We start from the raw sequence: 26,150 nt of genomic DNA, 5'->3' as shown, positions 1-26,150 counted from the left end.
TGGAACCGGCCCATGGTCCGCTCCTGCTGGGCAAAGGGGCTGACGGCTTACAGCGAATCCCCCAACGAATCGCCGTGACCCTCCTCAGAATCGGTGTCGATTGCAAGGGCCACCAGGGAATACGCAACGGCGACCACCACCATCGACGCGCTTAACAAGGAAATTTGGGTGTGCAGCGTCTCGCTGCCTGGTATTTAGAGGTTGTGGTCGTTTCTACCCTGCACATTATGAGAGATTTCAGACTTTTCCGGGCACGAAAAGTAGCCGTTCGTGGCTGTTCAGGTCCGGTTCATCGGCCCGCAGTAAAGAGTCCCGTGCGGCTCAAGCGATTTCGACGGCTCCTCCGCGCACTATGATCCCGCCGAGCGGTGGAATATCAATGGTGAGTCTGCTCGGGCTGCCGACGTGGCTGCCTTGGAGCACCACCACCCGGCTGGGTGGTTCCACAAGCGAAAGCAGGCGGAGGTATCCGCCGAAAGCGGCGGCAGCCGAACCTGTCGCCGGATCTTCAGTGATGGCGCCCACCGGGAAGAGATTGCGCGAGTCAAACTGGCCCGCTTTGATCTCGCAGAGCGTCGTGACGGTACCGGCCCAGCCCTGGGCGTCCATCAGTGTGCGCATAGGCTCCGGGTCGAACACGAATGAGTCAAAGGTCCTTCGATCAGCGAAGACCAGTATTGGATGCCAGTTTCCGGCAAAGGCGAGCAGCGGCGGGTAGGTGGGGTGCAATTCGTCCCGACCCACGCCGAGCAACCCGAGCAGAGTCTCCAGAACACCTGTCGGGAACTCGGCCACGCGAGGCTCCACACTCGTGAAGGATGCCGTCAGGTCAGCTCCCTGGCCTGCAGATTCGATCGCGACCGGCCCCACCGACGTATCGAACATAAAGGTTCCCGTACCGTGAAGCCTCGACAGCGCCACAGCCAGGGCAATTGTGGCATGGCCGCAAAACGGCACCTCGGCAATAGGGGAGAAGTACCGCACACGGTTTCGACGCGAGTCTCCGTCAACGGCAGCCTCGGTGATAAATACCGTTTCGGCATATCCGACATCGGCCGCCATGACCTGCATCTGTGCGTCGTCGAGATGGGTGGCATCCAGTACCACTCCGGCCGGATTTCCTCCGCCAGGGGTCGTTGCAAAGGCGGCATAACGAAGTACAACGGAAGTCTGATTCACTAATACATCCTCGGTGGGGTGAAAATACGGGCGTGGTGAAGACCAACAGGGCGAAGCGAAATGCGACTGTAGCACTAGTCCTGTACGGCTCTGCCTGCCATGGCAAGGGAGATGTGTCGCGGGAGGCGCTGGGCCATTCCGGCAAGCATGCGATTTCCCAAGCCTGAGACGACGCTTACCGGTGTAGTGCGGCGATCGAGAGCGCGCAGGGCAGTGTCGATGACCTCGCTGGCGCTTTGCATGCGGCCGACCGCTGCGGCCTCGCTCCCGAGGACATCAAAGAACTCGGTACGCGTGGCTCCCGGGCAGAGCGCAAGCACCCGAAGGCCCGATTCCTTCGTCTCGTGTGCCAGGGCTTCCGTGAAGCTCAGGACGAAGGCCTTGCTTGCTCCGTAAACCGCCATTCCAGGCACCGGCTGAAATGCTGCAGTGCTGGCCACGTTGATGAGTGCGCCCTTCCCTGTGGAGAGCATCTCGGGAAGGAATGCCCGCGTGGTGTCGACGAGGGAAGCCACGTTGAGGGAGATCTCGGAGGCGATGACGGCCGGGTCTTCCTCGACCAACGGGCCGCGCGTGGCGAAGCCCGCGTTGTTGATCAGGGTGTCGATGCGGATGCCCCGGCCGGTGAGCTCGTCGCGGACCTCTGTTCCGGCTCCCTGACGGCTCAGGTCCTTCGAGAGCGTAGTAACTGAAATGCCGTGGGTGGCGCGGAGCTTCCGGGCGAGATCCTCAAGCCTGTCGGTCCGTCGTGCGACCAGCACGAGGTTGGCTCCGCGCGCTGCAAATCGCGTGGCGAACTCAGCGCCAAGTCCGGAGCTTGCTCCAGTGATGAGTGCGGTAGTTCCGCTATAGGTCATGGTCATCTCGAATCCGATCCGTGTCGCGGCTACTTATGTAGCCAATGTCAACATAGTAGGCACTGACACCATTGTTGTCAACGACTACATACTGGCTATACTGATCGCATGACCGATCAGCCTTACCATCACGGCAAGCTTCGCGAGGCGTTGCTCGCCCGTGCGACGGAAATTATCGAAGAAGCAGGAGTCGGGGGACTTTCCTTGCGGCAACTCGCACGTGACCTGGGCGTAAGCCACGCGGCGCCCGGAAAGCATTTCCGTGACAAACTGGCGCTTCTCGATGCCCTAGCTCTTGACGGCTTCCGTGGCATGAACGTCCGGATAATGGAAGCGTCGGAAGCTGCCGGCGACCACCGTTCACGCTTTGTCCGGATCGCGAGGGCCTACGTGGACTTCGCGGTCTCCCACCCGGTCCTGTTGGCCGTGATGCACTCCACGAAGCACCATCCTGATGCCAGCGATGAACTCCGCAGCATCGGCGAAGACGGACTAAGGGTAGCCAGGGCGCTCATCGCTGAAGCCCAGGGCGCCGGGGAGTTGGCTCCAGGAGACTGCGAGATGCTAGCGCTCATATGCTTCGTGAGCCTGCACGGAGCCGCTGTGCTGGCCGCGGGTAACCTCCTGGATGGAACCTCCATCGACTCTCTGACCGTTGCGACAACCGACCTGTTGTGGGCGGGAATGGTCGCAGGCATGCCCGCGCCCCAGGGAGCCTCGGGAATCGGCGCATGAGCCTCCCCAGGAGATGAAGTCGGCGTCATCCCGAATGTGCCTGATGCAGAATTCGCGGTCGCATCACATGGCGGCCCTGGCTGTCAGGTAGTAGTAAGGGGTGGATCGGGCTCTCGCACTGGTAATGGCTCTTTCTGGGCTGGAACTAGGGTGTGTTGTTAAACCGTTGTGGGGTTAGTTTCCGGCAGGCTGGATTCATGGCAGCAAGGCAGGAGATTCCGACGAGGCATGGGCCGTGATGGCACCGCATTTCCTGGTATGGAAGGGTAACGGGCGTCCGATCATGGATATGCGGCGGAAGGTCGAACCTATCGTGTGGCGGTTCCGTACCGGGGCGCCCTGGCGTGATGTTCCTGCGAGGTTCGGGAACTGGAACTCGATCTATGGTCGTTTCGCGGACTGGTCCAGGGACGGAACGTGGGCGAACGTTCTCGCGGCCGCGCAGGCTGCCGGCCAGCGTGCCGGTGATGTTGACTGGACAGTATCCGTGGACGCGACGATCACCCGCGTGCACCAGCATGGTGCCACCCTTCCCCGCGTCACAGTGGGCCCCGCCAAATTACAGGAAACTCGGCGATGAAGAGCCCGCGGACCACGCGATCGGCAAGTCCAGGGGCGGAATGACGTGCAAAATCCACCTTGCCACGGACGGGAAGGGACGGCCGCTGGGCCTGGTCCTCACAGCCGGTCAGGCCGCTGACACTTCGTTTTTCCAGACCGTACTGGCGAACATCTCAGTCACCGGCGGATCCCGGGGACGGCCACGCACGCGGTCCGACAGGGTGCTGGCAGACAAGGCCTATACCTCCAGCGCCAACCGCGCCTACCTGGCCGGCAGAGGAATCAAAATCACGATTCCGGAGCGTTCCGACCAGATCGCAGGACGGGCCCGGCGCGGCTCCAAAGGCGGACGGCCCCGATCCTTCGACAAGGAAGCCTGCAAAGGCCGAAACGTCGTTGAACGCTGCTTCAACCGGCTCAAGCAATGGCGTGGCATCGCGACCAGAAGCGACAAAACAGCGCGTAGCTACCTCGCCGGCGTCACCCTCGCCTCGGCCCTGATCTGGATCAAATCAGCGGTTTAGCAACACACCCTAATGACCTCCGCCGAGTTTTCCCACCGAGGCGTTCGCCCATCATGGTTCTGGCCTCGTCGAGTCGATGATGTTCACGTCTTTGCCGTGGAGGCGGTACTTCTCGGTGATTGCACCAAGTGCGGCGATGGTCGACGCAGGCGGCGACAATGTCCTGACCGCCGCGATCGCTCTACGTGATCGGCGCTCGTACTGGCGGGACCTGAGCCAGAGTGTCGTTCGAGTCCGCCAATTTGGGATCTGGACACGGTGGCAGTCCTTGGAAAGGATCCTCATTTTGGATGGCACCATAACCCGGATGAAATGTGCCTGCAACAGTTCTGGGGTGTAATTGCGATTCAGCTTTGAAAGGCAGGAAATGTACGGCACCCTTAGTGGCACAAGAATTGCGGCTCCCATCACCAGTGGCACGGGAACAATCGAGCTCCGGCTCAATCTTGTCCGAACCCAAATCATGGAACATCTGGCAATGCGCGGAGCAAGCCGTTTAGCGGATATCAGCGACGCCGTAGGCTCGCCCCGGGCAAGCGTGCAGTATCACTTGCAGAGGCTGGAGGACGCATCAATCGTTCGGTGCAATATCCCGGCAGGCGAAAGAGCTGGATTCACCCCTTTCTACTACCTGACCGCCAAGGCCGCCACCACGGGAGTAGATCGCTGAATCTGAGCCGTACGAGATTCTTTACTGCGGTGCGATGAAATCCCCTAGCCGCCGTGTATGACCTCTGAGGATTGTCCCTATTTGCGGACAGAATCCCTTGGCTGCGGGTGGTTGGGTCAACAATTGCCGGCCGCGTCGGCGAGGCCATCCGAGTGTTACTGCATGCTCCGCCCTCAAATGCGCATATCCGGGTTCCGGCCGAGCTGTCGGTGGAGGAGTCCGTGGACCTCGTCCGGAGCACAGTTAAACTGTCCGCGTCCACTCCGCAGCACTGACTGCAGCAGGCTGACCAGGCAGTGGGCCGGGCGGAGTGTGGTCAGAGCTTATTGACGAACGGGCAGCCGCTTCAGCGGGCGGTGCGGCGCTGGTCCAGGACCCAGCGCCAACCACGCCGGGCCCAGTCCAAGGGTTTGCCCTCAATCAGCAGCTTCCGCGTGTGGATGTCCAGGACCAGCAGATAGAACGTGAACAGCAGCGCCGTCACGAACGCCAGCGACGACGCGTCAATGGGCAGCTCCACAAAGGACCAGACCGAAAGCTGGTCCTGCGCGCCGAACACCACAAAGAACGTCACGCCCACGTAGAGGCACCGGATCTGCCAATCGTTCCGGATGCCCGTCACAGCCAGGAACGGCAGGAACCAGAGAATGTACCAGGGCTGGATGATGGGCGAAAGCATCACGACGGCGGTGAACGCCAGGGCCAGCCGGCGCACCGCCCGCGAGTAGTCGCCGCGGAACATCAGCAGCAGGACGAGCCCGATCGCCGCCCACTTCATGCCCGTCCGCAGCAGGTCCGCGACGGTGCCGCCCGGCAGCCCCAGCACGTTGCCGAGGAACTCGACCTGCTGCCCCAGGAACCCTGACGGCGAATAGCCTGTGTACCCCGGCGTCGGGTCCATGATGGCCCACACCCAGCCCAACCCGAGGTTGTAGGGGATCCCGCTGACGGCCAGCACGGCGAAACTGATTCCCGCCGTCGCGCCCCAAATCAGGAACTTCCGCGTCCACGAGGCGGCCGGCCCCGCCCACATCACCCCGATGAACGGCAGGAGCAGCACGGTGATCGGTTTGATCCCGATGGAGGCGGTGACCAGCAGGATTCCGGCCAGGTAGCGCTTCGTCGCGGCGAAGTAGACACCGGCGACGGCGAGGCCCACCATCAGCGCGTCGTTGTGGGCGCTGGCCACGAAGCTGATCAGGAACAGCGGGTTGGCCACCGCAATCCACAGTGCCCGGGCGCCGTTAATGCCGTGCAGTTCGGCCAGCTTGGGCACGTAAATGACGCAGAGCAGAACCCCGACGCCGGCGATCAGGCGGAACAGCAGGACGGATACGTCGGGCTGCGCCCCTGTCAGCTCCACCACGCCGCGGGCGAGCCACAGGAAGTAGGGCCCGTAGGGGGTCCGGTTCTCGGCCCAGGCCGGATCCGCGCCGAGGGCAAACCAGTTGTTGAGGGTGGAAATGCCCACGGCGTACGGGTTCTGGCCTTCCATGACCAGGCGGCCCTGGCCGGTATAGGCGTAGACGTCGCGGGAGAAGATGGGGACGGCCAGCAGGAGCGGCACTGACCAGGCGGAGATGGCTATGACCACCGACCGCAGTGAGTGTTCGCCCCAGTCGTCCAGCCGCTGGCCCAGCCGGAGCCAGGACCGCATCAGGAGCATCGCCCCCACCGTCAGGAGAACGGTGGACAGCGTCACGCCCCAGCCCTCGGTCCGCAGCGCGATGACCACCGGCTGGCGGATCATGGGTGAGCCGTTCGCGATCCAGCCCGTTCCGATCGAGCCCACAAACATCATGAGGGCGCCGAGGAACCCCTGCCAGGTGGCGATGTACACCCGGCGCTTGGTGGGGGGAGCTACGGCGGGCGCGGCAGACTTCGGAAGCTCCGTGCCGGCCGCTGTCTTTTTCGACGGACCGGGGACGCTCTCCGAAGTGCTGATGTGTGAACCGCCTGCCGTCATGTCTTGTGTGGTCCCCTACTTACGTTACGGCGCTGGCTGGACTAGCTATAGGCCGGTCTACAACCCAGTTATTTTAGCAGTTGGCTTAGCGCGTACCCCAGACTGGTAGGGGCGGACGTGCCCCCTATTTCGCAATGAGGCGTCCCGCCGCCCCAACCCCGCCTCAGAATGAAGCCCCCACTGCCGGCTTCACCAGCACGATTGGACCCAGCCATGGCCGTACCACGCGTCCCCGATGCCCGGACCAGCACGCCTCAGCAGCTCCAATCAGTCCGCGCCACGCTTCGCTCGCCGCGGCGGCTGAAGACCGAGGCACTGGCGGGTCTGGTGGTGGCGCTGGCGCTGATCCCGGAGGCGATCGCCTTCTCGGTGATCGCGGGCGTGGATCCGCGGATCGGCCTGTTCGCATCGTTCACCATGGCTGTCACGATCTCCTTTGTGGGCGGCCGGCCCGCCATGATTTCCGCCGCCACCGGCGCCGTCGCCCTGGTCATCGCCCCGCTGATGCGCAGCCATGGCCTGGACCACCTGATCGCGGCGGTGATCCTGGCCGGCGTTTTCCAGATCCTCCTGGCGGTCCTCGGCGTCACCCGGCTGATGCGGTTCATCCCGCGTTCGGTGATGGTGGGCTTTGTGAACGCGCTGGCCATCCTGGTGTTTATGGCCCAGATTCCCGAACTGATCGGCGTGCCGTGGATGGTCTATCCGCTGGTGGCGATCGGCTTGGTGATCGTGGTGGGACTGCCAAGAATTACGACGGCGGTGCCCTCACCTTTGGTGGCCATCGTGGTGCTCACCCTGTTTGCCGTGCTGGCCGGCGTGGACGTCCCCACTGTCCAGGACAAGGGCCAGCTGCCCGAGAGCCTGCCGTCGATGTTTATCCCCAACGTCCCGCTGACCTGGGAGACTTTCCAGATCCTGGCGCCGTTCTCGCTGTCCATGGCCTTGGTGGGGCTGCTCGAATCGCTGATGACCGCCAAGCTGGTGGACGACATCACGGACACCCGCTCCAACAAGACCCGCGAGTCCTGGGGCCAGGGCGTGGCGAACATCGTCACCGGCTTCTTCGGCGGCATGGGCGGCTGCGCCGTGATCGGCCAGACCATGATCAACGTCAAGGGATCCGGGGCGCGGAGCCGGGTGTCCACGTTCCTGGCCGGCGTCTTCCTCCTGGTTCTAGTGGTGGTGCTCGGTGACGTTGTGGGCCTGATTCCGATGGCCGCGCTGGTGGCCGTAATGATCTTCGTGTCCGCCATTACCTTCGACTGGCACTCCATCGCTCCGCGGACCCTGCGCCGGATGCCCAAGTCCGAGACCGCCGTTATGGTGATCACGGTGGCGGTCGTATCGGCCACACATAACCTGGCCATCGGCGTCGGGGCGGGCGTGCTGGCGGCCACGGCGCTGTTCGCCCGGCGGGTGGCGCACGTCGTCACTGTGGAACGGACCGTCGTCGAACTTAACGGCGAGAAAGTGGCCACCTACACGGTGGACGGCGAGCTGTTTTTTGCCTCGTCGAACGACCTCTACACGCAGTTCGAGTACGCCCTGGACGCCGGGCCGGACATCAGCCGGGTGATTGTGGACCTGCACGCTTCGCACCTCTGGGACGCCTCTACCGTCGCGGTGCTGGACGCGGTGACCGAGAAGTACCGCCGGCACGGGCGGGACGTGGAGCTGATCGGGCTGAATGCCGCCAGCGTTGCCATGCGGGAACGGCTGGCAGGAAAGCTCAACTGACGGGCTAGCCCCGCGGGTCGCTGTGAACGGTGCGGTTCCGGCCCAGTGACTTGGCCGCGTAGAGGGCCCGGTCAGCAGAGGCGATGAGGTCCTCCAGATCGGAGGTCCCGGCATCGTATAGTGCCACGCCGTAACTGACGGTGGGCATTTGCAGTCCTTCGGCGGTGGGGACCTCGGCGAGGCGCCGGCTGATCTCCTCCGCGATCTTCTCCGCCCGTCCGGCAGTGGCCCCCGGGATGAGGAGAAAGAACTCTTCCCCGCCGTACCTGCCCGCCAGATCCGTGGACCTGACGGTGTCCCGGCACGCTCCGGCGAAGGCCTGCAGCGCGACATCCCCGACGGCATGGCCGTGGGTGTCGTTGACTGCTTTGAAATTGTCCAGGTCTGCGAGGATCAGAGCGCCCGTTCCCGGCGTAACGGACCTGTCGCTCATCAGCTCTGTTGCCAGGTCCAGGAAGGCTTTGCGGTTGAGTAGGCCGGTGAGATCGTCCCGGGTGGCCACCATGCGCAGGGCCCGGGTCTGCTGTTCGGTGCTCAAGGCAGCCATGCTGAAGGACACCACTACCAGCAGCACCATGGTCACCAACGTGGTCACCGCGGATCCGAAGTACGTGACGAACGTGGGTCCGTTCGGGCCCTCCAGAAGGAAGTACACCAGCCGGCCGAAATAAAACGCGGACAACCCTGCCGCCGCGGCAGCCATGGGGACCCGGACGCGCGAATACCCCGGTTCCAGGCGCCAGAGTTCCCGGGAAGCAAGCCCCACAGTCAGGCACATCGCGGCGAGGAAGACTGGGCCACCGGACCAGGTGTTGGTGCCAGGATGGTCGATGGCGGATGCCACCAGCGTGACCACCGGCAGCCCCGTGAAGAGCCACCGGAGCGGCCGCAGGTCCCGGAGCGAGCGTGCGCCGGCCCAGACGGCTACACCGCCGAGGACCAGCAGGACGTTGCCCAGAGGGTTGGCCCACCACTGGTGTGGGGTTCCGTTGAGCAGGAAGGCGGCGGATCCGGCAAGGAAGAACACCAGGGCGAGGCACCACCAGCCGCTGTACGGCGAGCGCGTGTAGCGGTAGGCCGAAAAGTAGAACAGCAGCACCAGGACCAAAGCCATCAGGCCGAAGGCGACCCTCAGCGTGGCGGTATCCAGGACCATTTCCGAAGTTCCCCTGACGATGAGGTGATGAACGCCCAGTATGGCACCGTTACTGGCCCGGCGGGCGGATGATTCGTCGTTGTGTGGCCAAGGCGATGGCGGAGGTCCGGTTGTCCACGCCGAGCTTGCCGTAGATGTGCACCAGGTGGGTCTTGACCGTGGCCTCCGAAATGAAGAGCTGCCGGGCGATGGCGCGGTTGGTCAGGCCGGTGGCCAGCAGTTCAAGCAGCTGGACCTCGCGGGTTGTAAGGGCTGTTTCGGGGCTGCTGATCCGCGACATCAGCAGTGCCGCGACTTTGGGCGCGAGCGCCGTCTGGCCGGCCGCCGCCGACAGTACGGCCTGGCGGATCTGTTCCGGCGGCGCGTCCTTGAGCATGTAGCCGCTGGCGCCTGCCTCGACGGCGGCCAGGATGTCCGCCTCGGTGTCATAGGTGGTCAGGATCAGGACCGGCGGCGGGGAGTCCAGCCGCCGGATCGCGGCTGTCGCGGTAACACCATCCATGCCGGCGCCCATCTGAATATCCATCAGCACCACATCCACGCGCTCCCCCAGCGTCCGCAGCCGCGCGAGTTCGCGCAACGCCGCGTCCCCGTCGGCGGCTTCGGCAGCCACGCTGAAGTCAGCGAATTCGGTGAGCATGGCGCGCAGGCCCGCGCGGACCACGGGATGGTCATCCACGAGGAGAATACGGAGCTCCCCCATCAGTGCCGCTCCCCTTCCGGGCTGGTGTCCCCGCCGGTGAGCGGCAGCCGGAGGGCGACGACGGTCCCCTCGCCGGGTGCCGTTTCGACGTCCAGGGAGCCGTTCAGCTCAGCCACCCGGGCAGCCAGCGAACGCAGCCCGAACCCGCTGCCGTCCGCTCGGCCGGCCACGCCGGAACCGGGCGCTTCCGGCACAAAGCCCGTGCCGTCGTCGTACACGTCCAGGGTGACCTCGTCCCCGAGGAACGCGAGGGTGACGACGGCGGTGCTTGCCTTGGCGTGGAGCCTGACGTTGGCAAGGCTGGCCTGGGCGGCCCGGAGCAGGGTGACGCTGTACTGCGGCGGCAGCTCCGCGGGGTCGCCCACCAGTTCGAAGCGGCAGCGGAGCCCGTCACCGCGCGCGGCGGCGAGCGTTTCGGTTTCGCCGCAGAGCCGCTGCAGGCTTTCCGGGAGCGACGACTCCTGGAGCTGCGGCGAGGTGAGGCCGCGGACAAAGCTGCGGGCCTCCGCGAGGTTTTCCGACGCCGTCTGCTGCACCAGCGCGAACCGCTCGGCGGCGGTGGCAAGGTCGCCGCTGGCCAGGGACTTCTCTGCCGCCCGCGCCACCAGGACGATGCTGGACAGGCCCTGCGCCAAGGTGTCGTGGATTTCGCGGGCGAGGCGCTCACGCTCAGCTGCGACGCCGGCCTCATGCTGGGTTCTGGCAAGTTCTGCGCGGGTGCGCCGGAGTTCGTCCGCCGCCAGCCGCTGGGCTTCACTCTCCTGGTAGAGCGCCCGGTAAGCCAGCCCGGTGACCACGGCGAAAACGGCACCCAGCCCCGGCCCCAGGACCATGGGCAGGGTGGGCGACGGCAGCCCGCTGGCTACCCACTGCGAAGCCACGACGGCAGCCGTCATCGCGGCGATGGTAAACAGGGCAATCCGGCGCGGCAGGACGTGCAGGTGGAGGAAAAAGAGCGGAAAGGCCACCCAGGAAAATTCGGCGCTGCCCGCGAGGAGGACGCCCCACAGTGCCGTGATAAGGCCCAGCCACGGGGCGGCGTAGCGGTGCGGGTCGAAGCTGGAGCGTCCGGCGGCGAAGCGCTTTTCCAGGACGGTGCCGGCGAGATACGCGGCTGCCAAGGCAAGGGCGAGTGCGGACCAGACGAGGCGCTGACCGGCTGCCGTGCCGTCTGGTGTGGCGGGCCCGGCCGCTTCGGTGGCGCCGTCCATGCCGACGGCTCCGTCAGCGAAGTGGAGACGCAGGATGGCGACCAGCAGCAGCACCGCAAACCCGACATGAAGCGTCACCCGCAGGAACCGCAGGATGGCTGCCCCCGACGAGGTGGGCTGTGGGTCGGCGGCAGGCATTTCATCAGCTTATGCGCCGATGGGGGCGCACGGATCAATCAAAAGGTTGACCGCCCCTTCAACCGTTTATCCCGCCCGGCTCAACCAAGTCCCCGATGTGGGCTTGGCAGATTCGCCGGAGAGTGGATTGAGAAGGAACTCCACCCCGATTGAAGGAAGTACAACGTGTTTCTCGCTATTCGCGATATCCGGTTCGCCAAGGGCAGGTTTGCCTTGATGGGCGGCGTGGTGGCCCTGGTGACGCTGCTGCTGGTGCTGCTATCCGGTCTCACCGCCGGCCTGGGCGACCAGTCGACGTCCGCCATCGAGAAGCTCGGGTCTGGGTCTGGTGCTGGCTCCGGTATTGAGGCCAGGCCGGTGGACAGCATCGTGTTTGGCGCCCCGGGCACCAACCAGCCCACGGCCTCCTTCACAGAAAGCGAAGTGACGGCCGCGCAGGTGGACAGCTGGAAGCACGTGACGGGCGTGGCAAGCGCAGAGGCCCTGGGCATCAGCCAGTCCCGCCTCCAGGGCGGCGACGGCGGCACCACCAATGTGGCAGTCTTCGGCGTAGCCGAGGACGGGCAGCTGGCGCCGTCGCCGGTCGGGGCGGGGTCGGTGGTGATCGGCGCGACCGTCGCCGCAGATCTCTCGCTCGACGTCGGAGACGCGGCCACGGTGGGTGGCACTGAATTGACCGTCACCGCCGTCGTGGCTGACCAGTGGTATTCGCACACCGGCGTGGTGTGGACGACACTTCCCACCTGGGCCGAGGTGGCGCACTTGGCCCCGACGGCTGGCCGCGCGCCGGGCACGATGCCGGTGGCGACCGTCGTCGCCGTCACCTACCAGGACGGGGCCGTGGTGGACGAGGCAGCGGCCAATGCGATGGCGCGGACAGTCAGCACCAGCCGCACCGGTTCGTTCCAGGCTCTGGGGTCCTTCAAGAGCGAAAACGGCTCGCTGATGCTGATGCAGGCCTTCCTCTACGGGATTTCGGCGCTGGTGATCGTGGCGTTCCTGACGGTCTGGACCGTGCAGCGGACCCGTGATATCGCCGTCCTCAAGGCCATGGGCGCGTCCGGCGGCTACGTGCTGCGCGATGCCATGACCCAGGCTGCGATTGTGCTGCTAGCCGGTGCGGGCCTGGGCGGGGCGGTCGGAATTCTGGGCGGGTTCGCCGCAGCCCATGCGGCGCCGTTCCTGGTTACGCCGGCCACCACGCTGCTGCCCGTGCTGGGAATTGTGGCCCTGGGCATGGCGGGCGCCGCGCTGGCAGTCCGCCGGGTGACCGCCGTCGATCCGCTGATTGCCCTCGGCGGCAACTAACTCCTCTCCCTGAAACTCCCGAAAGGTACTTCCCATGTCTGTTACCCCTGTACTCGTCTCCACACCAACCGCCGGTTCCGCTCTCACCCACCCGCTGACCCTCACCAACGTCACCCTCGAATACCCGGACGGGGGCGGAACCATCAAGGCTCTGAACAGCGCCAGCCTGGAGGTCGCAGCGGGCAGGATGGTCTCGCTGGTGGGCCCGTCCGGCTCGGGCAAATCCAGCCTCCTGGCCGTCGCCGCCACCCTGGTCCGCCCCACCAACGGGGACGTAATGATCGACGGGGTCAACACCGCGGGGCTGAAGGACAAGGAACTGACCGCGCTGCGGCGGGAGAAGGTGGGCATCATCTTCCAGCAGCCCAACCTCTTGGCTTCCCTGACCGCCGTCGAGCAGTTGATGATTGGCCATCACCTGCGCGGCAAGTCCCTGAAGGCCGCGCGTTCGCACGCCGCGGAACTCCTGGATCTGGTGGGGCTGGCCGCGTCCGCGGACAAGCGGCCGCACCAGCTCTCGGGCGGGCAAAGGCAGCGGGTGAACATCGCCCGGGCCCTGATGGGCAGCCCGAAGGTGCTGCTGGTGGACGAGCCGACGGCGGCGCTGGACCACGCGCGCAGCGCGTCGATCGTGGGGCTGCTGCGCCAGGTGACGGACGAGTTCCAGGTGGCCACAGTGATGGTCACGCACGATACCGAATTCGTCCCGCTGACCGACGCCGTCGCTGTAATGCGCGACGGCGGCCTGACCGCCCCGGTGTTGCCCGGCGCCGTACGTAGTCCCTTACTTAGCGCCGGGGACGCGGAGTAGGGTTCCGTCATGGACATCATCCTGGTACCCGGTTTCTGGTTGGACGCGTCGTCGTGGGAGAAGGTGACGCCTGCCCTGGAGGCGGCGGGGCACACAACCCATCCCCTGACTCTTCCCGGCCTGGAATCTGTGGACGCACGGCGTGGCGGCATCACTCTGAAAGACCACATCGCCGCCGTCGTAAATTTTGTAGATGGCCTCGAGGGGAAGGTGGTGCTGGTGGGGCACTCCGGTGGTGGCGCGGTGATCCACGGGGTGGCGGACGCACGGCCGGACCGCGTCGCCCGGAATATTTACGTGGACAGCGGACCCCTGGGCGAGGGCGGCGTCATCAATGACGGGCTGCCCACCGAGGGCGACGACGTGCCGCTGCCGCCGTGGGATGGCTTCGATGACGCCGATCTGGTGGACCTCACCGATGAGTTGCGCGCGTCGTTCCGGGCGCGCGCCATCCCCGAGCCCAGGGGCGTTGCGCATGGCCGGCAACGGCTGCATGACGTCCGCAGGTACGACGTTCCGGCGACTGTGATCGCGTGCCAGTTCCCGTCGTCGCTCCTCACCGAATGGATCGACGCCGGCCATCCCTTCACCGCCGAACTGGCCCGCATCCGCGACGTCGAGTACGTGGACCTCCCCACCGGCCATTGGCCCCAGTTCACCAAACCTGTGGAGTTGGGCCAGGCGATCCTGGCGGCGGTGGAGCGGACGGGGTAAGCGCCTGTCCTAAGGAGCGACACCAGCTGATCTGCCGGCCTTCTGTCAACGTTGATCCGACTCTGATGGACACGTCGATGTCCACAGTGACCTGGCAACGAGTCCCATGGTCCCGCCATCGAACGGACAGCACGCTCTGCTCACCTAACGCAAGCCCTTTCGAACGATAACGGACGTTTCGTCAGCCTGAGCTGGGGGAGAGGCGCCCAAATGGCACAACTTCGAAGAAATCGGCTAACGCCGCTTGTAGACGTCCGCACGGTGTTCGATGCGATGGACGTATAAGGTGTGCCCTTCGATATCGAGGGTGAACAACACGCGGTAGTCACCTCGGCGTGCCGTGCGCAGGCCGAGGAGTTCATTGGTGAGGGGCTTGCTGAGCCGGCGGGGATTATCGGCCAGGACACCGGTGATGAATTCGACGATTGCGGCGGCGGCCTTCTCCGGCAGCCGACGAAATCCCTTCAGTGCAGGGCTGGTGACTTCGATCTTCCAGGGCCTTTGCTCGTTGGATGGATCCTCGGTCACCTCGGCGGCAGTCCGAATTCACGGCGCAGGTCATCGCCGCTGACCGTGTTGCCTTCGGCGATATCGCGTCGCGCCTGGTCCAGGTCTTCGCGGATGCCAGGCTGCGACAGCCAGTGGACCGTTTCCTGCAGGGACTCCAGGTCGTCGGCGGACATCAACACGGCCGAGGGGTGCCCATGACGCGTGATCTGGATGATCTCATGCGTCTTGTCCGCTTCCTCTACAAGCGCGGAAAGCTTGTCCTTGGCTTCGCTGAGCGGTACCGTTCTCATGGTTCAAATATAGCCTGAAACTCGGCTAGTCACTAGCCTGACTTTTAGCCAATAATGATGACTTTGTCGACCGACCGAGGGGCTAGGCATGGCGCGGCACGTTGCTACGTCCAAATCGTGGTCACGAATGCCCTGCAGGGTTTCCGTGACCACGGATTTGTTGAACGCTAATCAGAAGCGCGGCAATGAGAGGAGGTTGTTATTCCACATACCATCGGCGTGGGTACGCAGGTATGGAGTCCCGCCCTGAGGTTTCACAACGGCAACAGCTGCTGCCTTCGCGCCCGACGCCACATACGCGCGACCACCTTTCACCATCAATCCAGTTCAAGGCAAGAATCAGCCGCCTCTTTGCAAAAGGCTGGTGGCGGCGATCTTCGGACAAGCACCATCAGTACCGGACGGGTTCGCACTCTTCACGGGCACACTGTTCGCACTCACCCCGGACCGGGACCAACGGGGACAGGGGTTCACCCAAGGTGGGCGACGTGGTCGCCATCCGCAGCCGCCACGTCGGAGCACTCCCGGAGGCCGAAGGTCCATTCCCGGCAGCTCGTCCGTGGGGCCGACTCGGTTGATGTTTAGCCGCGGCCTTGGCGTTTTGCCTTATGACGGCTGCGGTGAGCCCGGTACTTCGCGCGCCACGTCTCAAAGACGATTGGCGCCCTCGCGGGAGGGTGCTGTAAACCGATCTTATGTTCTTCCGTCAACTTGAGTACATGGTCGCTCTGGCCCGCGAGCGTCACTTCGTGCGCGCCGCCCAGTCCTGTTCGGTTTCCCAGCCGGCGTTGTCGGAAGGGATCCGGAAGCTGGAGGCCGAGCTGGACGTTCCCTTGATCCATAGGGGCAACAAGTTTGAGGGCCTCACAGCCGAAGGGCAGCAGATTGTGGTCTGGGCACGAAGGATCCTCGCGGACCGTGACGGACTGAGAGAGGAGATCGGCGCGATGCGCGCCGGGCTCAGCGGGCGGCTTCGCTTTGGCTCCGTGCCCACGGCCTCGATCGCGGTGTCCCTGCTCACAGCTCCGTTCTGCGCGATGCACCCCATGGCGCAGGTGCACGTAGTGTCTGACCTGAAATCCGAGGACGTTCTCCGGCAGTTGCAGAATTACGAGATCGATGCCGGCATCACTTACATCCAGGATCCCATCCCCGAGGACTTCCAGGTGGCCCACCTTTACATGGAGAAGTACGTCCTGCTGACGGCCGCCGGCGCGGGGACTGTGGCCCAGTCGGCAACGTGGGCGGCTGCTGCTGCCCTTCCGCTCTGCTTGCTGGATCCAGTGATGCAGGGCAGGCGACGTCTCGATGACGTGTTTGCCGAAGTAGGTGTGATGCCTTCACCGAGGGTAGAAACGGACTCGGTGTCATCACTCTTCGCGCAGGTGAAGACGGGGTCCTGGGCGACCATCGTGCCGTCCGCTTGGCTTCACGTCTTCGGCGTCCCAGCAGGGATGCGTGCGATGCCACTGACGGAGCCGGAGCGCGCTGTACCGGTCGGGCTTGTCACCCTGGCCCGGGAACCGGGCTCCGTCATGGCCCGCGCCCTTGCCGCCGCCAACGAATTAACAGACCTCACTTTCCTCGAGCATCTCCCCCGCGAGCAGGAGCAATAGGCGCTACCTATTGCTTCATCGTTTTTCCTTCTTTGACGCCTATGACGCATGAGGCGGAAAGTGGATATCAGGCGCAGATGATCCGGTAAAGCCCGGAGCACGGCGTCCATCCATAGGAGGAAAAATGGCAAAGATCGTTTGCGTTCTGTACCCGGATCCCATCGACGGCTTCCCGCCGGAGTACGCCCGGGACACTATCCCCGTCCTGAATTCCTATCCCGGCGGCCAGACGCTGCCCACCCCCAGCAGCCTGGACTTCCGTCCCGGCGACCTGGTCGGCTGCGTTTCCGGTGAGCTGGGGCTGCGCAAATTCTTGGAGGAACGCGGCCACACCCTGGTCGTCACCTCGGACAAAGAGGGCCCCGACTCCATCTTCGACCGTGAACTTGCCGATGCAGACGTGGTGATCTCGCAGCCGTTCTGGCCCGCCTACCTGACCGCCGAGCGCATTGCCCGCGCACCCAAGCTAAAGCTCGCGCTCACCGCCGGCATCGGCTCGGACCACGTCGACCTGGACGCCGCTATCGCCCGCGACATCACCGTCGCCGAAGAGACCTACAGCAACAGCATCAGCGTCGCCGAGCATGCCGTCATGCAGATCCTGGCACTGGTCCGGAACTACCTTCCCTCCCACCAGTGGGCGGCCCAGGGAGGCTGGAACATCGCCGACTGTGTCTCCCACGCCTACGACATTGAGGGCATGGACGTTGGCGTCATCGCTGCCGGCCGCATCGGACAGGCAGTACTGCGCCGTCTGGCGCCGTTCGATGTCAGGCTGCACTACACCGACAAACGCCGGCTATCCCCGGAGCTGGAGCAGGAACTGGGATTGACCTTCCACCCGGACGCCCGCTCACTGGCCCGGGCAGTGGACGTTGTCTCGATCCACGCACCGCTGCACCCGGAAACCCGGAACCTCTTCAACGAAGAACTCATCGGTAGCATGCGCAGGGGCTCCTACATCGTCAACACCGCCCGTGCCCAGATCGTCGACCGCGACGCTGTCGTGGCCGCCCTGGAATCGGGCCAGCTGGCCGGCTATGCGGGCGACGTCTGGTACCCGCAGCCCCCGGCAGCCGATCACCCGTGGCGGACCATGCCCTATAACGGCATGACCCCGCACGTCTCCGGCACCACCCTCTCGGCGCAGGCCCGCTATGCCGCCGGAACCCGGGAAATCTTGGAGGCTTGGCTGGACGGGAAACCGATCCGCGACGAATACCTCATCGTTGACGGCGGCAAGCTCGCCGGAGCCGGCGCTGTCGCCTACACCGCCAGCCAAGACGCCGGCAACTCCTGACATCTACCCGACAGTGACGGGCCGGGGCGCCAGCGTCCCGGCCCGCCAACCACCCCTCCTACCGTTGGAGACCTCATGACAACCCAGAACCGCAATCGCACGACCAACCGGAGCCATTCCACCACTGGCTGGACGGCTGAAACTCCGCAGACAGCCCGCTACGCAGCCGTCGGCAGCTACACCGACATTGATACGCTCACACGAAGTGGGGCTAGCCACGCCGTCCGACCTGGCCGCTACACCGACGCGGATACCCTCACCCGTCCACAGACCGCCACCGTCCGTCCTGGCAGCTACACCGACATCGATGCTCCCCTGGGCAGGGTCCCCGGCTTCGGGCGTCCCGGCAGCTACACAAACACAGACCGCGGCGGCCGCTAAAACACCGGCAGGACGCTCCCCGCCAAGGCGCCACAATGCAACTGCCGGGGCTGGGAAGATGGCCCCAACAGGGTCGCAGACACCACAGCGCACCAACCGGCGCGGCGCCCGAATCGAGCCCGTCCAAGCGCCGCAGCAACATCAGCAGGCGGCAAGGGCCGACGCGGGAATGTTCCGCTGGGCCTGCAGGGAGCCGGACATCTGCTTCTGCGGCGGAGCTCCCGAGGCGGATCGACGAAGTCCTGGACCGGTCATCTGCACGATCCAATGAAGATCGATATCTTCCTACCCGTTATTCGGCACCGACCCGCATCGAAGGTCGGTGTGCCCCGTCTCCGTGGCACGGCCATGGTCGCGGAGTCGATCCGGCCTTAACGTCGGTGCTGCTGCCATCGCTGCCAGACCCACGACCCCTCAACCACCGGCGGTGATAACGACATGCCCCTCGTTCCCCGCGCATTCCGCGCACTGTTGACGCTCGGCCCGGCACGAAGCGACCATCGGGCCGCATTGCGCCTCGCGATCAGTGGCGGGGTCCCGGCCCTGGCACTTCTGGTCGGTGGCCGGCCGGACCTGATCATCTACGCTGCCTTCGGAGCCTTCGCCGGCAGGTATGGAAGGGACGAACCTCACCAGCTACGGGTGATTCACCAGGCCCAGGCCGCCGCTATGCTCGTGGCCGGAGTCACGATAGGCATCAGCCTCGCCGCCATAGACGTCCGACCGTGGGCGCTGGTTGCCACCGCGGCTGTCCTCGCAGCCGCGGGGTCCGTCGTCGCCGACAAAATCCGGCTCAAACCCGCGGGTCCCTTCTTCGCAATTTTCGCCCTCGGCGCCTGCGCCTCTGTGCCGCTGGCCGTTCCTTGGTGGTGCGCCACGTTGATCTGCCTCGGTTCTGCCGGCTTCTCCGTACTGATCGGTTTCGCAGGCTGGATTGGGGTCCGTGCCTGGCAGCCAGGAGCCTCCCGTGCCGTCGCCCCCGCTGATTCCCCCGCCGCCCGAATCCACGCGCTCCGCTATCTCCTGGCTGTCGGCGCCGCCGGTAGCGCGGGACTTCTGATGGGGATAGGCCACCACTATTGGGCGATGGCCGCGGCCGCCGTTCCGCTGGCCGCCGAGACGCTCAGGGGACGCATCCAACGCGGCGTCCACGGCGTCATCGGAACACTAGCGGGTGTCGGGGGCACCGCCCTGATCCTGCTGCTGCAACCCTCCGTCACGGTGCTGGCCCTCGTGGTGATCGTGCTGCAGTTTCCCACTGAATTGTTCATGGCACGGCAATACGGCCTCGCGCTGGTCTTCTTCACTCCCCTGATCCTGATGATGACACTCCTCGCCAACCCTTCGGACCCCGCCAGGCTCATAGCAGACCGTGCTCTGGAAACTCTCGTTGGCGTCGCCGCCGGAGTCATCCTCGCGTTGTGCATCCGTGAACCCCGGCAGACGCGGCGCGACTTGCCGTAATGCAGATCGCTGTCCCATACTTCAGACGGGAACCCGTGAAGAAATAGGGCGCGTCCGTGTCCTCCGTCCTGGCTGAGCCAGAGGACGCTGCCGTCCGTGGCGATCATGTCGATACGGCCCGAAGCTACGGATCTTCGAGGCCCTTGATGACGACGGCGGGCTCCTTCGCGCCGGAGGGGGAGATCTGGGACATGAACCATTTTCTATATGACTTACATTTCAGGGATCGATGGCGCATCCGGCCCTGAGTGCGAAGGAATACGTTGCTGCTGTGCCTCAATCCCGGGCAGATGACGGAAGCCTTGAACGCGGGATAGGTCCTGCTAGTCCTGTCCTGTGGTTGTATTTCAGCGGCTACTCAAGGTGAGTGCATACTTCCTGTACCGGTTGTACTGTGTTTCAAGCCGATCCGCGCGTCCCGGATCCGGTTCATAGGGGACGCATTCGGTCGTGATGGAGTCCATGGCTGATTCCAGCGACGGGAAGATCCCAATGCCGCTGAGGGCACAGAGGGCTGCCCCGAGGGCGCCTGTCTGTTCGGTCTGGACGCCGAGCACGGGGGCGTTTAGAGCATCTGCGAAGAGTTGGACCCAATAGGGTGCCCGGGCGGCGCCTCCGGTGAGCCGGATTTCCGTGGGCGTCAGTCGGCTGCGTAGGGCATCGACGTGATGGCGGTGGTTGAAGACGATGCCTTCGAGGACAGCCCGCACGAGGTGTGCCTGCACGTGCCAGCCCTTTAGCCCGAGAAAGGCCCCGTCGCCGCTGACGTCGATGGGGCTGCCGTAGAGGTAGGGCAGGAATACAGGTGCGTCTTTGTCGTCGCGAACACTCGCGTAGGCATCCGAGACGTGGTCGTAGACGGAGCGGCCCGATGCGAGGGCATCGGTTCCGTAGTTCAGCGCACCGGTTTTGAGGAACCATTCCAGGCAGGTTGTGGAAGCGGGCGAGATGGCCATGTTAAGCCACCGGCCAGCCACTGGCGCGTTGCGGACGAACCAGTCCGGGTCCGTGACGGGGGCACCGGCGAAAATCTCGTTGATGCTGTAGGTCCCGGCGACCATCACGAGTTGACCCGGTCTGAGGGCTCCGCTGCCGAGTGCTGAAGCATCGACGTCATGCAATCCTGCGACGACCGGTGTGAGTGGAGACAGGCCGGTGAGCTCGGCTGCAGCGGTGGTGACTGTGCCGATGATGTCATCGGAAGCGTGGATGGGCGGTCTCAGATGGCCGTAGTCTGCCAACCCGTAGAGGTTGAGAATATCGTCGTCATACCGCTGGGTTGCCTTGTTGGTGAACGATTCGCTGGCCTCGGTGAAATCCGTTGCGGCAACGCCGGTTAGCCGCGCGTTGATGTAGTCCTTGCAGGAAACTGCCCATCGGGTCCGTGCAAGGACCTCCGGCTCGTTTTCGGTCAGCCATTTCAGGACGGAGGCCGGCGAAGCCGCAAAAGGTACCTGTCCGGAAAGTTGGAGGGCTTTCTCGTGAACCCCGGCCGCCCGCCACCTCTCGACGATGGGCTGCGCACGTGAATCCATTGATGATATGGCCGCCCTGCTGGGCTGTCCGTCCGCGGAAAGCAGATACAGCCCGTCACCGTGGCCTGTGACGGCAACTGCCGAGATGTCGGCGGGTCCTAGTTCGGCGCCTGCGATGGCGCTCTGGATTGCCGTGCATGCTGCTGCCCAGAGCTGCTCGGCGTCCCGCTCCACCCAGTGTGCCCTGGGCGTCGCATGGGGACTTGCCACCGTGGCCTGGGAAATGACGCTTCCCGCCGCGTCGAAAACAACGGCCTTGGTCACTGTTAGCCCGCAGTCGAGGCCGATTACATAAGTCACGTCATCGTTCCTTAGGATTTGGTGCGAGCCGCTGTTATTGCCTGGCGAAGGTTTCTGAGCCCGGGGGAAGAAGGCGTCGGGCCTCCGCCACGTATTCCTGCATCTGCCGCTCGGCCTCCTCGTTGCTGAGGTAGCCTAGTTTAGCCGAGGCCTCTGCCACGGCTCCCCCGTGGTCGCCGTAGTCGGCACGGGTGAGACCCGTCATCGTACGCCGGAGCAGAACATCGGAAATGCTCCTGGCGAACTCTTCCTCAAAGGCGTTGGCGATTTCCGCTCCAAGGACCCCGGGGGTGACTTCGGCGCGGAGTTCAGGACGCAACGCGGCCAGGTGTTCAAGGACGGTTACCCGGGTGCCGTAGATGTCCAAGAGACGGTCAACATGTCCGGAAGGGAAGGTTGAGACGGCCTGGTAGCCGGCTCTGAACTTCGCCCAGTCACTGGTGTTGCCGCCGGGCAGGGGAAGCACCCGGGTAACGCTTTTACGGGTCCTGCTCCGGACGTGAAGGTATTTCAGGATTTTCGCGAGGGTCTGTTCCGCGAGGCTGCGGTGGGTCGTGAGCTTTCCCCCGATGATCGACCACAGACCGGCCGTCTGCGGTGCGTGGTCGTGGATGACGTGGTCACGGCTGACGTTGGCTGAGGATCCGGGTTTGGAAGCGCGAGGCAGCGGCCGCACTCCGACGTAGCTGAACACCACGCTCTCCCGTGACAGGCCGGCGCTGGGAATCAGGCGGTTTGTTTCCTCAAGCAGATAGTCGATTTCTTCGGCGTCGGTGCGTGCCAGGGCAGGGTCGCCTTCGACGAAAATGTCCGTGGCGCCGATCAGATATTTGCCGTTCCACGGCAGTACCAGCACGGCTCTGCCGTCTGACACAGCTTCATAGTGCACAGCGGTCTTTGGTGCCCCTTCGAAGGGTTCAACCAGGACATGCGTTCCCTTGGTGCCGCCGATGAGCGGCTGGCCGCTGCCGATTCCGGGAATGTCGTCGATATTCGCCCCGGCAGCGTTAATGACGACGTCTGCCCTGATTTCTGATTCCTGGCCGGTCATCTCGTCCCGGACAAGGACTCCTGTGACGGTGCCGCCGGAGTGGAGCACCCTCAGGGCCGACACGTGCGTATGGATCGTGGCGCCGGCGGCTTTGGCGGCCAACGCGTTTTCGACACAGAGCCGTTCCGCCCACCGAACCTGCGTGTCGTAGTACACACCCCCGCCCACCAGTCCGTCTGCGGTAATTCCGGGCCACTCGCTGCGGAGTTTGTCCAGGGACAGTATTTGCCGGTTCGGGGTGCTCTTGCCCATGGAAAGCAGATCGTAGAGGGTCATTCCCAGATTCAACAGCCAGGCCGGGCGGTTGTTGTGCCTGTAGAAAGGGATCATGAGAGGGTACGGCTTGACCAGATGGGGAGCCGTCCTGAGGAGGCGCTCCCGTTCATGGAGGGATTCGTATACGAGGCGGAACTCCGCGTGTTCGAGGTACCGGATGCCGCCGTGAATCATGCGGCTGTTCCACGCGGATGCTCCGACGGCAAGATCGTGGCGTTCGATGAGGGCAACCTGTAACCCGCGCAGGGCGGCCTCCCGGGCGATTGCTGTTCCGTTGATACCGCCGCCCACGACGAGAACGTCGACCTTGAGGGGAAGAGGCTGGGCCGGGCGGGCAGCCCTGGTGCCGGGTGCGGGATCGTTGGACATATTAGTACTCCTTGTCTGGGACAGGATGGTCGGATGATAGCGCGTGCTATCTGTCAGAGGAATGTCGGTCGGCCGGGTCGGCGTCGCCCGTGTATGCAGGGTGGACCTGCCGGGGAACTCCACAGTCAGGTTCTGCAGAATTCATCCCGGCGGCGGAAGTTTCCATCCTCGCTGTCCGCCCGGAAGTCCAGCCGACGGGGCTTCGGGCCATTGCTTTATCCCGCGTCCCGCGGGCGATGACAACGCGAACGTTCTCGGCAGCGAGGCGGTTGACGTCTTCGCGCTTCGTCCTGGTGTCCACGATGACAACGTCAAAGTCGGGAAGGCGGCGCCAGCGCATATGGCCCCCGGTTCCGCTTCTCAAGGGGCCAACGGGCTTGTTGGCATTAATGGGACGTGTCGGTGTCTGTATAGGCGCCGGGGCGCAGGTTCGGCCCGGAGCCGCAGTTGCACTTGGCATCCAGTTCCAGATGAAGAGTAACTGTTTGCTGGTTTTCGGGCACATGGATGATCAGCGTCTTGTTGAGGATGGCGTTTTCAGTCATTTTGGATCTCCTTTTTCGTTTTTGGATGGACCATTGCCCGTCCGTGGGCCGGAGTGTGGAACTTCCGGATTCTGGACGGATTGGGGAAGCCGGGCACATCTGGCGTGCCCCGGGTCGGAAGAATCGTCAGGGAACGATGATGGACTTGATGGCGTGAGGATCCTGGCCTCCGGTCAGCAGGGCTGTTTTGACGTCCTCGAGTCCGAAGCGGTGTGTGATCAGAGCATCAAGGTCCACCAAACCGGACGCCACCAGGTCAATGGCCATGGGCCAGGTGTTCGTGTAGCGGAAGATTCCCGTTAACTCGATTTCCCGGTTCTGGATGAGCGATACAGGCAACTCCACGGTGTCGGCTCCCATCCCTACGAGTACGACTTTTCCGCCAGGCTTTACAGCACGTATGCCGGCCTGGATCGCAGCCGGAGCCCCTGAGGCATCCACAAAGACGTCAAACAGGGTGCCGGCGCCGGCGAGGTCATCGCTTCGGGGGTCCACCGCCCGTGTGGCACCGGCTCCGAGGACAAACTCGCGCCGGTGCGGGGCCGGATCCGATACCGTGATGTCCGCAGCACCGTAGATCCCGGCGACCTTTGCCACGAGAATCCCTATAGGCCCGGCCCCGGCGATGAGCACACGGGACCCGGGTTGTACGGCGGCTTTGCGGCAGGTGGCGATCGCGACCGACAACGGCTCGATCAGCGCAGCCGCCGCATCGCTTACATGATCCGGAACGGGATAGGCGAAGTCGGAGTCAATTGCGGCGAATTCGGCGAACGCGCCGTGGATGGGAGGCGCCGCATAAAACTCAATGTCCGGACACAGGTTGTATTGACCGCCCTTGCAGTATTCACAGACCCGGCAAGGCTTTTGCGGCTCGATGGAGACCCGCTCACCGATGCGGTCGGGGGAAACGTCGGCTCCTATAGCAACAATTCTGCCCGCTGATTCGTGGCCGAGGATCAGGGGTTCCTTCACGACCATGTCCCCGATGTGGCCTTCATGAAAGAAGTGGGTATCAGATCCGCAGACACCGACGGCGGAGATTCGGACCAGGACCTGGTTATCGGTCAGCGTCGGGACGGGCACGTCCTGGACCTCAACGGTGCCCGGGCGGGTGAGCACGCTGGCCCGCATGGTCGGGGCGGTTGGCGTGGTGCTCTGCGTGGTCATGATATTCAGTCCTCCGTGTTGCTGTTGTGGAGCGGGTTTTTGAGTATTTCCTAAAGGCCTTCGGTCTGCGCGGGACGCCGGTGGATTCCCGTTGTAGGGCTGGCCGACGACTTCCTCCGGCGGGAATCCTTGCGCAGGCAGTGCTCTGGACCCGCGCACGTGTCTGATGGGCCGTGTCATGTCGGCCGGCTGGTACAGCGGGCCGACTTATCCATAGCGGGAATCTTCGGCATGGCCGGTCTGGCGATCCGCGACGACAACGTGCACGTTGTGGGACCTCAGCCGGCTGATGTCCTCGGGTTTGGTTTTGGAGTCCACCACGACGACGTCGAAGTCGGAAAGAGGTGCGAGTGCGTGGAGAGCCCGTTTCTCGAATTTTGTGTGATCTACCAGCAGGATCCTTTTCGCTGCGGAGTGGAACATGGCACGCTTTATGTCCACCGTCGCCTGGCTTTGGAAGAAGCAGATGTCATCCGTGATCGCTGCCGTTGACATGATGAATGCATCGGCGCGGATCTTGTTGATCGCTTCGATTGTCGTTCCGCCCATGAATGAACTGCACCAGTTGTAGTAGTTTCCCCCTAGTGCCACAAGGGAAATTCCCCGTGTGTCCTTCAGCTCGTTGATGAGGGTAAGCACGTTGGTGATGACTGTCAGCGGCGTGTGTGAAGGGATGAGCCTTGCCATTTGAAGCACCGTGGTGGAGTCGTCCAGGAATATTGCCTGCCCCGTCTCGATGAGCTCCACGGCAGCATGGGCGATCTCGCGCTTTTCCTGCTGCTGCTGCCCGGTCCGGAAGACGTCGCTGGATTCAACGAGGCTCGAGGACAATGCGGTTGCCACACCCCTCGACTTCCGCAGCAGGCCACGGGCCTCCAGCTCGTCAAGGTCGCGGTGGATCGTCATCTGGCTGGTCCCGAAGCGCTCTGCCAGCTGTTCGATGCGCACGGCCCCTTCGGCCATGACCATTTCCGATATTGCGCGCTGTCTTTCGCCTTGGCGCGAAAGTCGCGATGTCTGGTGGTCCCCATCAAATTTCATTTGTGCTCCTGAAAACTTTCTGTCCTGAC

Annotated in this window: 24 protein-coding genes and 1 pseudogene; 11 read left to right on the top strand and 14 right to left on the bottom strand. The window is 64.2% G+C overall.

Features of this window, described 5'->3' with window-relative positions:
• Positions 1-321: 321 nt before the first annotated feature.
• Both NIBR502772_RS02920 and NIBR502772_RS02915 read right to left on the bottom strand, forming a co-directional pair.
• Positions 322-1,179 carry a PhzF family phenazine biosynthesis protein gene (locus NIBR502772_RS02920; protein WP_141139003.1) on the bottom strand — a complete coding sequence of 286 codons (858 nt, stop codon included), beginning with the start codon at positions 1,177-1,179 and terminating at the stop codon, positions 322-324.
• Between the two features lie 74 nt (positions 1,180-1,253).
• The gene (locus NIBR502772_RS02915) at positions 1,254-2,042 is read right to left on the bottom strand and encodes an SDR family oxidoreductase (RefSeq protein ID WP_141139002.1); all 789 of its coding nucleotides are present in this window, start codon (positions 2,040-2,042) and stop codon (positions 1,254-1,256) included.
• A gap of 102 nt (positions 2,043-2,144) precedes the next feature.
• On the opposite strand from NIBR502772_RS02915, the gene NIBR502772_RS02910 reads away from it, so the two are divergent.
• From NIBR502772_RS02910 to NIBR502772_RS23000, 3 genes and pseudogenes are all read left to right on the top strand, one after another.
• Positions 2,145-2,771, top strand: a complete 627-nt coding sequence (locus tag NIBR502772_RS02910) for a TetR/AcrR family transcriptional regulator (protein ID WP_141139001.1) — start codon at positions 2,145-2,147, stop codon at positions 2,769-2,771.
• Positions 2,772-3,009: 238 nt separating this feature from the next.
• A pseudogene (locus NIBR502772_RS02905) lies at positions 3,010-3,856 on the top strand (IS5 family transposase).
• Between the two features lie 367 nt (positions 3,857-4,223).
• Positions 4,224-4,526, top strand: coding sequence for a winged helix-turn-helix domain-containing protein (locus NIBR502772_RS23000; RefSeq protein ID WP_141139000.1), 303 nt, complete (start codon positions 4,224-4,226; stop codon positions 4,524-4,526).
• Positions 4,527-4,872: 346 nt separating this feature from the next.
• Here the strand turns inward: NIBR502772_RS23000 and mptB are convergent, their stop codons facing one another.
• Complete coding sequence (gene mptB, locus NIBR502772_RS02895) at positions 4,873-6,492, bottom strand: polyprenol phosphomannose-dependent alpha 1,6 mannosyltransferase MptB (RefSeq protein WP_141138999.1); 1,620 nt, start codon at positions 6,490-6,492, stop codon at positions 4,873-4,875.
• A gap of 213 nt (positions 6,493-6,705) precedes the next feature.
• Here mptB and NIBR502772_RS02890 point away from each other — a divergent pair, with 213 nt between their 5' ends.
• Entirely contained in the window at positions 6,706-8,232 is a 1,527-nt protein-coding gene (locus NIBR502772_RS02890) for a SulP family inorganic anion transporter (protein WP_141138998.1), read from the top strand.
• A gap of 4 nt (positions 8,233-8,236) precedes the next feature.
• On the opposite strand, the gene NIBR502772_RS02885 is transcribed toward NIBR502772_RS02890, so the two are convergent.
• From NIBR502772_RS02885 to NIBR502772_RS02875, 3 genes are read right to left on the bottom strand one after another with little or no spacing between them, the layout of a single operon-like run.
• Positions 8,237-9,388, bottom strand: a complete 1,152-nt coding sequence (locus NIBR502772_RS02885) for a diguanylate cyclase (protein ID WP_141138997.1) — start codon at positions 9,386-9,388, stop codon at positions 8,237-8,239.
• Between the two features lie 49 nt (positions 9,389-9,437).
• Entirely contained in the window at positions 9,438-10,091 is a 654-nt protein-coding gene (locus NIBR502772_RS02880; protein WP_141138996.1) for a response regulator transcription factor, read from the bottom strand.
• Entirely contained in the window at positions 10,091-11,440 is a 1,350-nt protein-coding gene (locus tag NIBR502772_RS02875; RefSeq protein ID WP_141138995.1) for a sensor histidine kinase, read from the bottom strand. Before NIBR502772_RS02875 ends, NIBR502772_RS02880 begins: the two co-directional genes overlap by 1 nt.
• 165 nt (positions 11,441-11,605) lie before the next feature.
• Between NIBR502772_RS02875 and NIBR502772_RS02870 the strand changes: the two genes are divergently transcribed.
• From NIBR502772_RS02870 to NIBR502772_RS02860, 3 genes are read left to right on the top strand one after another with little or no spacing between them, the layout of a single operon-like run.
• Positions 11,606-12,748: an ABC transporter permease gene (locus tag NIBR502772_RS02870; RefSeq protein WP_141138994.1), complete on the top strand. Its 1,143-nt coding sequence runs from the start codon at positions 11,606-11,608 to the stop codon at positions 12,746-12,748.
• 34 nt (positions 12,749-12,782) lie between these two features.
• Positions 12,783-13,559 (top strand): ABC transporter ATP-binding protein, encoded by a 777-nt coding sequence (locus NIBR502772_RS02865; RefSeq protein WP_141138993.1) that lies wholly within the window; start codon positions 12,783-12,785, stop codon positions 13,557-13,559.
• A 9-nt stretch (positions 13,560-13,568) separates the two neighbouring features.
• Positions 13,569-14,273 (top strand): alpha/beta fold hydrolase, encoded by a 705-nt coding sequence (locus NIBR502772_RS02860; protein WP_141138992.1) that lies wholly within the window; start codon positions 13,569-13,571, stop codon positions 14,271-14,273.
• Between the two features lie 234 nt (positions 14,274-14,507).
• Here NIBR502772_RS02860 and NIBR502772_RS02855 read toward each other — a convergent pair whose 3' ends face one another.
• The 3 genes from NIBR502772_RS02855 to NIBR502772_RS02845 form a co-directional block, all read right to left on the bottom strand.
• A complete protein-coding gene (locus NIBR502772_RS02855) occupies positions 14,508-14,801 on the bottom strand; it encodes a type II toxin-antitoxin system RelE/ParE family toxin (protein WP_141138991.1) in 294 nt (97 codons plus the stop codon).
• Positions 14,798-15,073 (bottom strand): type II toxin-antitoxin system Phd/YefM family antitoxin, encoded by a 276-nt coding sequence (locus tag NIBR502772_RS02850; RefSeq protein ID WP_141138990.1) that lies wholly within the window; start codon positions 15,071-15,073, stop codon positions 14,798-14,800. Before NIBR502772_RS02850 ends, NIBR502772_RS02855 begins: the two co-directional genes overlap by 4 nt.
• Positions 15,074-15,244: 171 nt before the next feature.
• The gene (locus NIBR502772_RS02845; protein WP_141138989.1) at positions 15,245-15,391 is read right to left on the bottom strand and encodes a DUF3892 domain-containing protein; all 147 of its coding nucleotides are present in this window, start codon (positions 15,389-15,391) and stop codon (positions 15,245-15,247) included.
• Positions 15,392-15,792: 401 nt separating this feature from the next.
• Here NIBR502772_RS02845 and NIBR502772_RS02835 point away from each other — a divergent pair, with 401 nt between their 5' ends.
• The 4 genes from NIBR502772_RS02835 (at position 15,793) to NIBR502772_RS02820 (ending at position 19,834) form a co-directional block, all read left to right on the top strand.
• Complete coding sequence (locus tag NIBR502772_RS02835) at positions 15,793-16,689, top strand: LysR family transcriptional regulator (RefSeq protein ID WP_210412378.1); 897 nt, start codon at positions 15,793-15,795, stop codon at positions 16,687-16,689.
• A gap of 124 nt (positions 16,690-16,813) precedes the next feature.
• Positions 16,814-17,989, top strand: coding sequence for an NAD-dependent formate dehydrogenase (locus tag NIBR502772_RS02830; protein WP_141138987.1), 1,176 nt, complete (start codon positions 16,814-16,816; stop codon positions 17,987-17,989).
• A gap of 75 nt (positions 17,990-18,064) precedes the next feature.
• Positions 18,065-18,370, top strand: a complete 306-nt coding sequence (locus NIBR502772_RS02825; protein WP_141138986.1) for a hypothetical protein — start codon at positions 18,065-18,067, stop codon at positions 18,368-18,370.
• A 438-nt stretch (positions 18,371-18,808) separates the two neighbouring features.
• Positions 18,809-19,834 (top strand): FUSC family protein, encoded by a 1,026-nt coding sequence (locus NIBR502772_RS02820; RefSeq protein ID WP_141138985.1) that lies wholly within the window; start codon positions 18,809-18,811, stop codon positions 19,832-19,834.
• Between the two features lie 347 nt (positions 19,835-20,181).
• Here NIBR502772_RS02820 and NIBR502772_RS02815 read toward each other — a convergent pair whose 3' ends face one another.
• From NIBR502772_RS02815 to NIBR502772_RS02800, 5 genes are all read right to left on the bottom strand, one after another.
• Positions 20,182-21,669, bottom strand: coding sequence for an FGGY-family carbohydrate kinase (locus NIBR502772_RS02815; protein WP_141138984.1), 1,488 nt, complete (start codon positions 21,667-21,669; stop codon positions 20,182-20,184).
• A 34-nt stretch (positions 21,670-21,703) separates the two neighbouring features.
• On the bottom strand, positions 21,704-23,365 hold the full coding sequence (locus NIBR502772_RS02810) for a glycerol-3-phosphate dehydrogenase/oxidase (protein ID WP_141138983.1): 1,662 nt from the start codon (positions 23,363-23,365) through the stop codon (positions 21,704-21,706).
• A gap of 386 nt (positions 23,366-23,751) precedes the next feature.
• Positions 23,752-23,910 (bottom strand): hypothetical protein, encoded by a 159-nt coding sequence (locus tag NIBR502772_RS22300; protein WP_168223479.1) that lies wholly within the window; start codon positions 23,908-23,910, stop codon positions 23,752-23,754.
• Between the two features lie 126 nt (positions 23,911-24,036).
• Positions 24,037-25,080: an NAD(P)-dependent alcohol dehydrogenase gene (locus tag NIBR502772_RS02805; protein ID WP_141138982.1), complete on the bottom strand. Its 1,044-nt coding sequence runs from the start codon at positions 25,078-25,080 to the stop codon at positions 24,037-24,039.
• Positions 25,081-25,287: 207 nt separating this feature from the next.
• A complete protein-coding gene (locus NIBR502772_RS02800) occupies positions 25,288-26,043 on the bottom strand; it encodes a DeoR/GlpR family DNA-binding transcription regulator (protein WP_246848671.1) in 756 nt (251 codons plus the stop codon).
• Between the last annotated feature and the right edge of the window lie 107 nt (positions 26,044-26,150).

The sequence above is a fragment of the Pseudarthrobacter sp. NIBRBAC000502772 genome (genome assembly GCF_006517235.1).
Lineage (GTDB): Bacteria > Actinomycetota > Actinomycetes > Actinomycetales > Micrococcaceae > Arthrobacter.
This window is presented reverse-complemented; position numbering and strand designations above follow the sequence as displayed.

Excerpts from the sequence above, each read along its gene's own strand:
- NIBR502772_RS22300 (WP_168223479.1), bottom strand. The coding sequence starts at position 23,910 with ATGACTGAAAACGCCATCCTCAACAAGACGCTGATCATCCATGTGCCC.
- NIBR502772_RS23000 (WP_141139000.1), top strand. The coding sequence starts at position 4,224 with ATGTACGGCACCCTTAGTGGCACAAGAATTGCGGCTCCCATCACCAGT.
- NIBR502772_RS02835 (WP_210412378.1), top strand. The coding sequence starts at position 15,793 with ATGGTCGCTCTGGCCCGCGAGCGTCACTTCGTGCGCGCCGCCCAGTCC.
- NIBR502772_RS02845 (WP_141138989.1), bottom strand. The coding sequence starts at position 15,391 with ATGGTGAAAGGTGGTCGCGCGTATGTGGCGTCGGGCGCGAAGGCAGCA.
- NIBR502772_RS02810 (WP_141138983.1), bottom strand. The coding sequence starts at position 23,365 with ATGTCCAACGATCCCGCACCCGGCACCAGGGCTGCCCGCCCGGCCCAG.
- NIBR502772_RS02880 (WP_141138996.1), bottom strand. The coding sequence starts at position 10,091 with ATGGGGGAGCTCCGTATTCTCCTCGTGGATGACCATCCCGTGGTCCGC.
- NIBR502772_RS02825 (WP_141138986.1), top strand. The coding sequence starts at position 18,065 with ATGACAACCCAGAACCGCAATCGCACGACCAACCGGAGCCATTCCACC.
- NIBR502772_RS02800 (WP_246848671.1), bottom strand. The coding sequence starts at position 26,043 with ATGGCCGAAGGGGCCGTGCGCATCGAACAGCTGGCAGAGCGCTTCGGG.
- NIBR502772_RS02885 (WP_141138997.1), bottom strand. The coding sequence starts at position 9,388 with ATGGTCCTGGATACCGCCACGCTGAGGGTCGCCTTCGGCCTGATGGCT.
- NIBR502772_RS02915 (WP_141139002.1), bottom strand. The coding sequence starts at position 2,042 with ATGACCATGACCTATAGCGGAACTACCGCACTCATCACTGGAGCAAGC.
- NIBR502772_RS02850 (WP_141138990.1), bottom strand. The coding sequence starts at position 15,073 with ATGAGAACGGTACCGCTCAGCGAAGCCAAGGACAAGCTTTCCGCGCTT.
- NIBR502772_RS02875 (WP_141138995.1), bottom strand. The coding sequence starts at position 11,440 with ATGCCTGCCGCCGACCCACAGCCCACCTCGTCGGGGGCAGCCATCCTG.
- NIBR502772_RS02830 (WP_141138987.1), top strand. The coding sequence starts at position 16,814 with ATGGCAAAGATCGTTTGCGTTCTGTACCCGGATCCCATCGACGGCTTC.
- NIBR502772_RS02805 (WP_141138982.1), bottom strand. The coding sequence starts at position 25,080 with ATGACCACGCAGAGCACCACGCCAACCGCCCCGACCATGCGGGCCAGC.
- mptB (WP_141138999.1), bottom strand. The coding sequence starts at position 6,492 with ATGACGGCAGGCGGTTCACACATCAGCACTTCGGAGAGCGTCCCCGGT.
- NIBR502772_RS02865 (WP_141138993.1), top strand. The coding sequence starts at position 12,783 with ATGTCTGTTACCCCTGTACTCGTCTCCACACCAACCGCCGGTTCCGCT.
- NIBR502772_RS02820 (WP_141138985.1), top strand. The coding sequence starts at position 18,809 with ATGCCCCTCGTTCCCCGCGCATTCCGCGCACTGTTGACGCTCGGCCCG.
- NIBR502772_RS02890 (WP_141138998.1), top strand. The coding sequence starts at position 6,706 with ATGGCCGTACCACGCGTCCCCGATGCCCGGACCAGCACGCCTCAGCAG.
- NIBR502772_RS02860 (WP_141138992.1), top strand. The coding sequence starts at position 13,569 with ATGGACATCATCCTGGTACCCGGTTTCTGGTTGGACGCGTCGTCGTGG.
- NIBR502772_RS02910 (WP_141139001.1), top strand. The coding sequence starts at position 2,145 with ATGACCGATCAGCCTTACCATCACGGCAAGCTTCGCGAGGCGTTGCTC.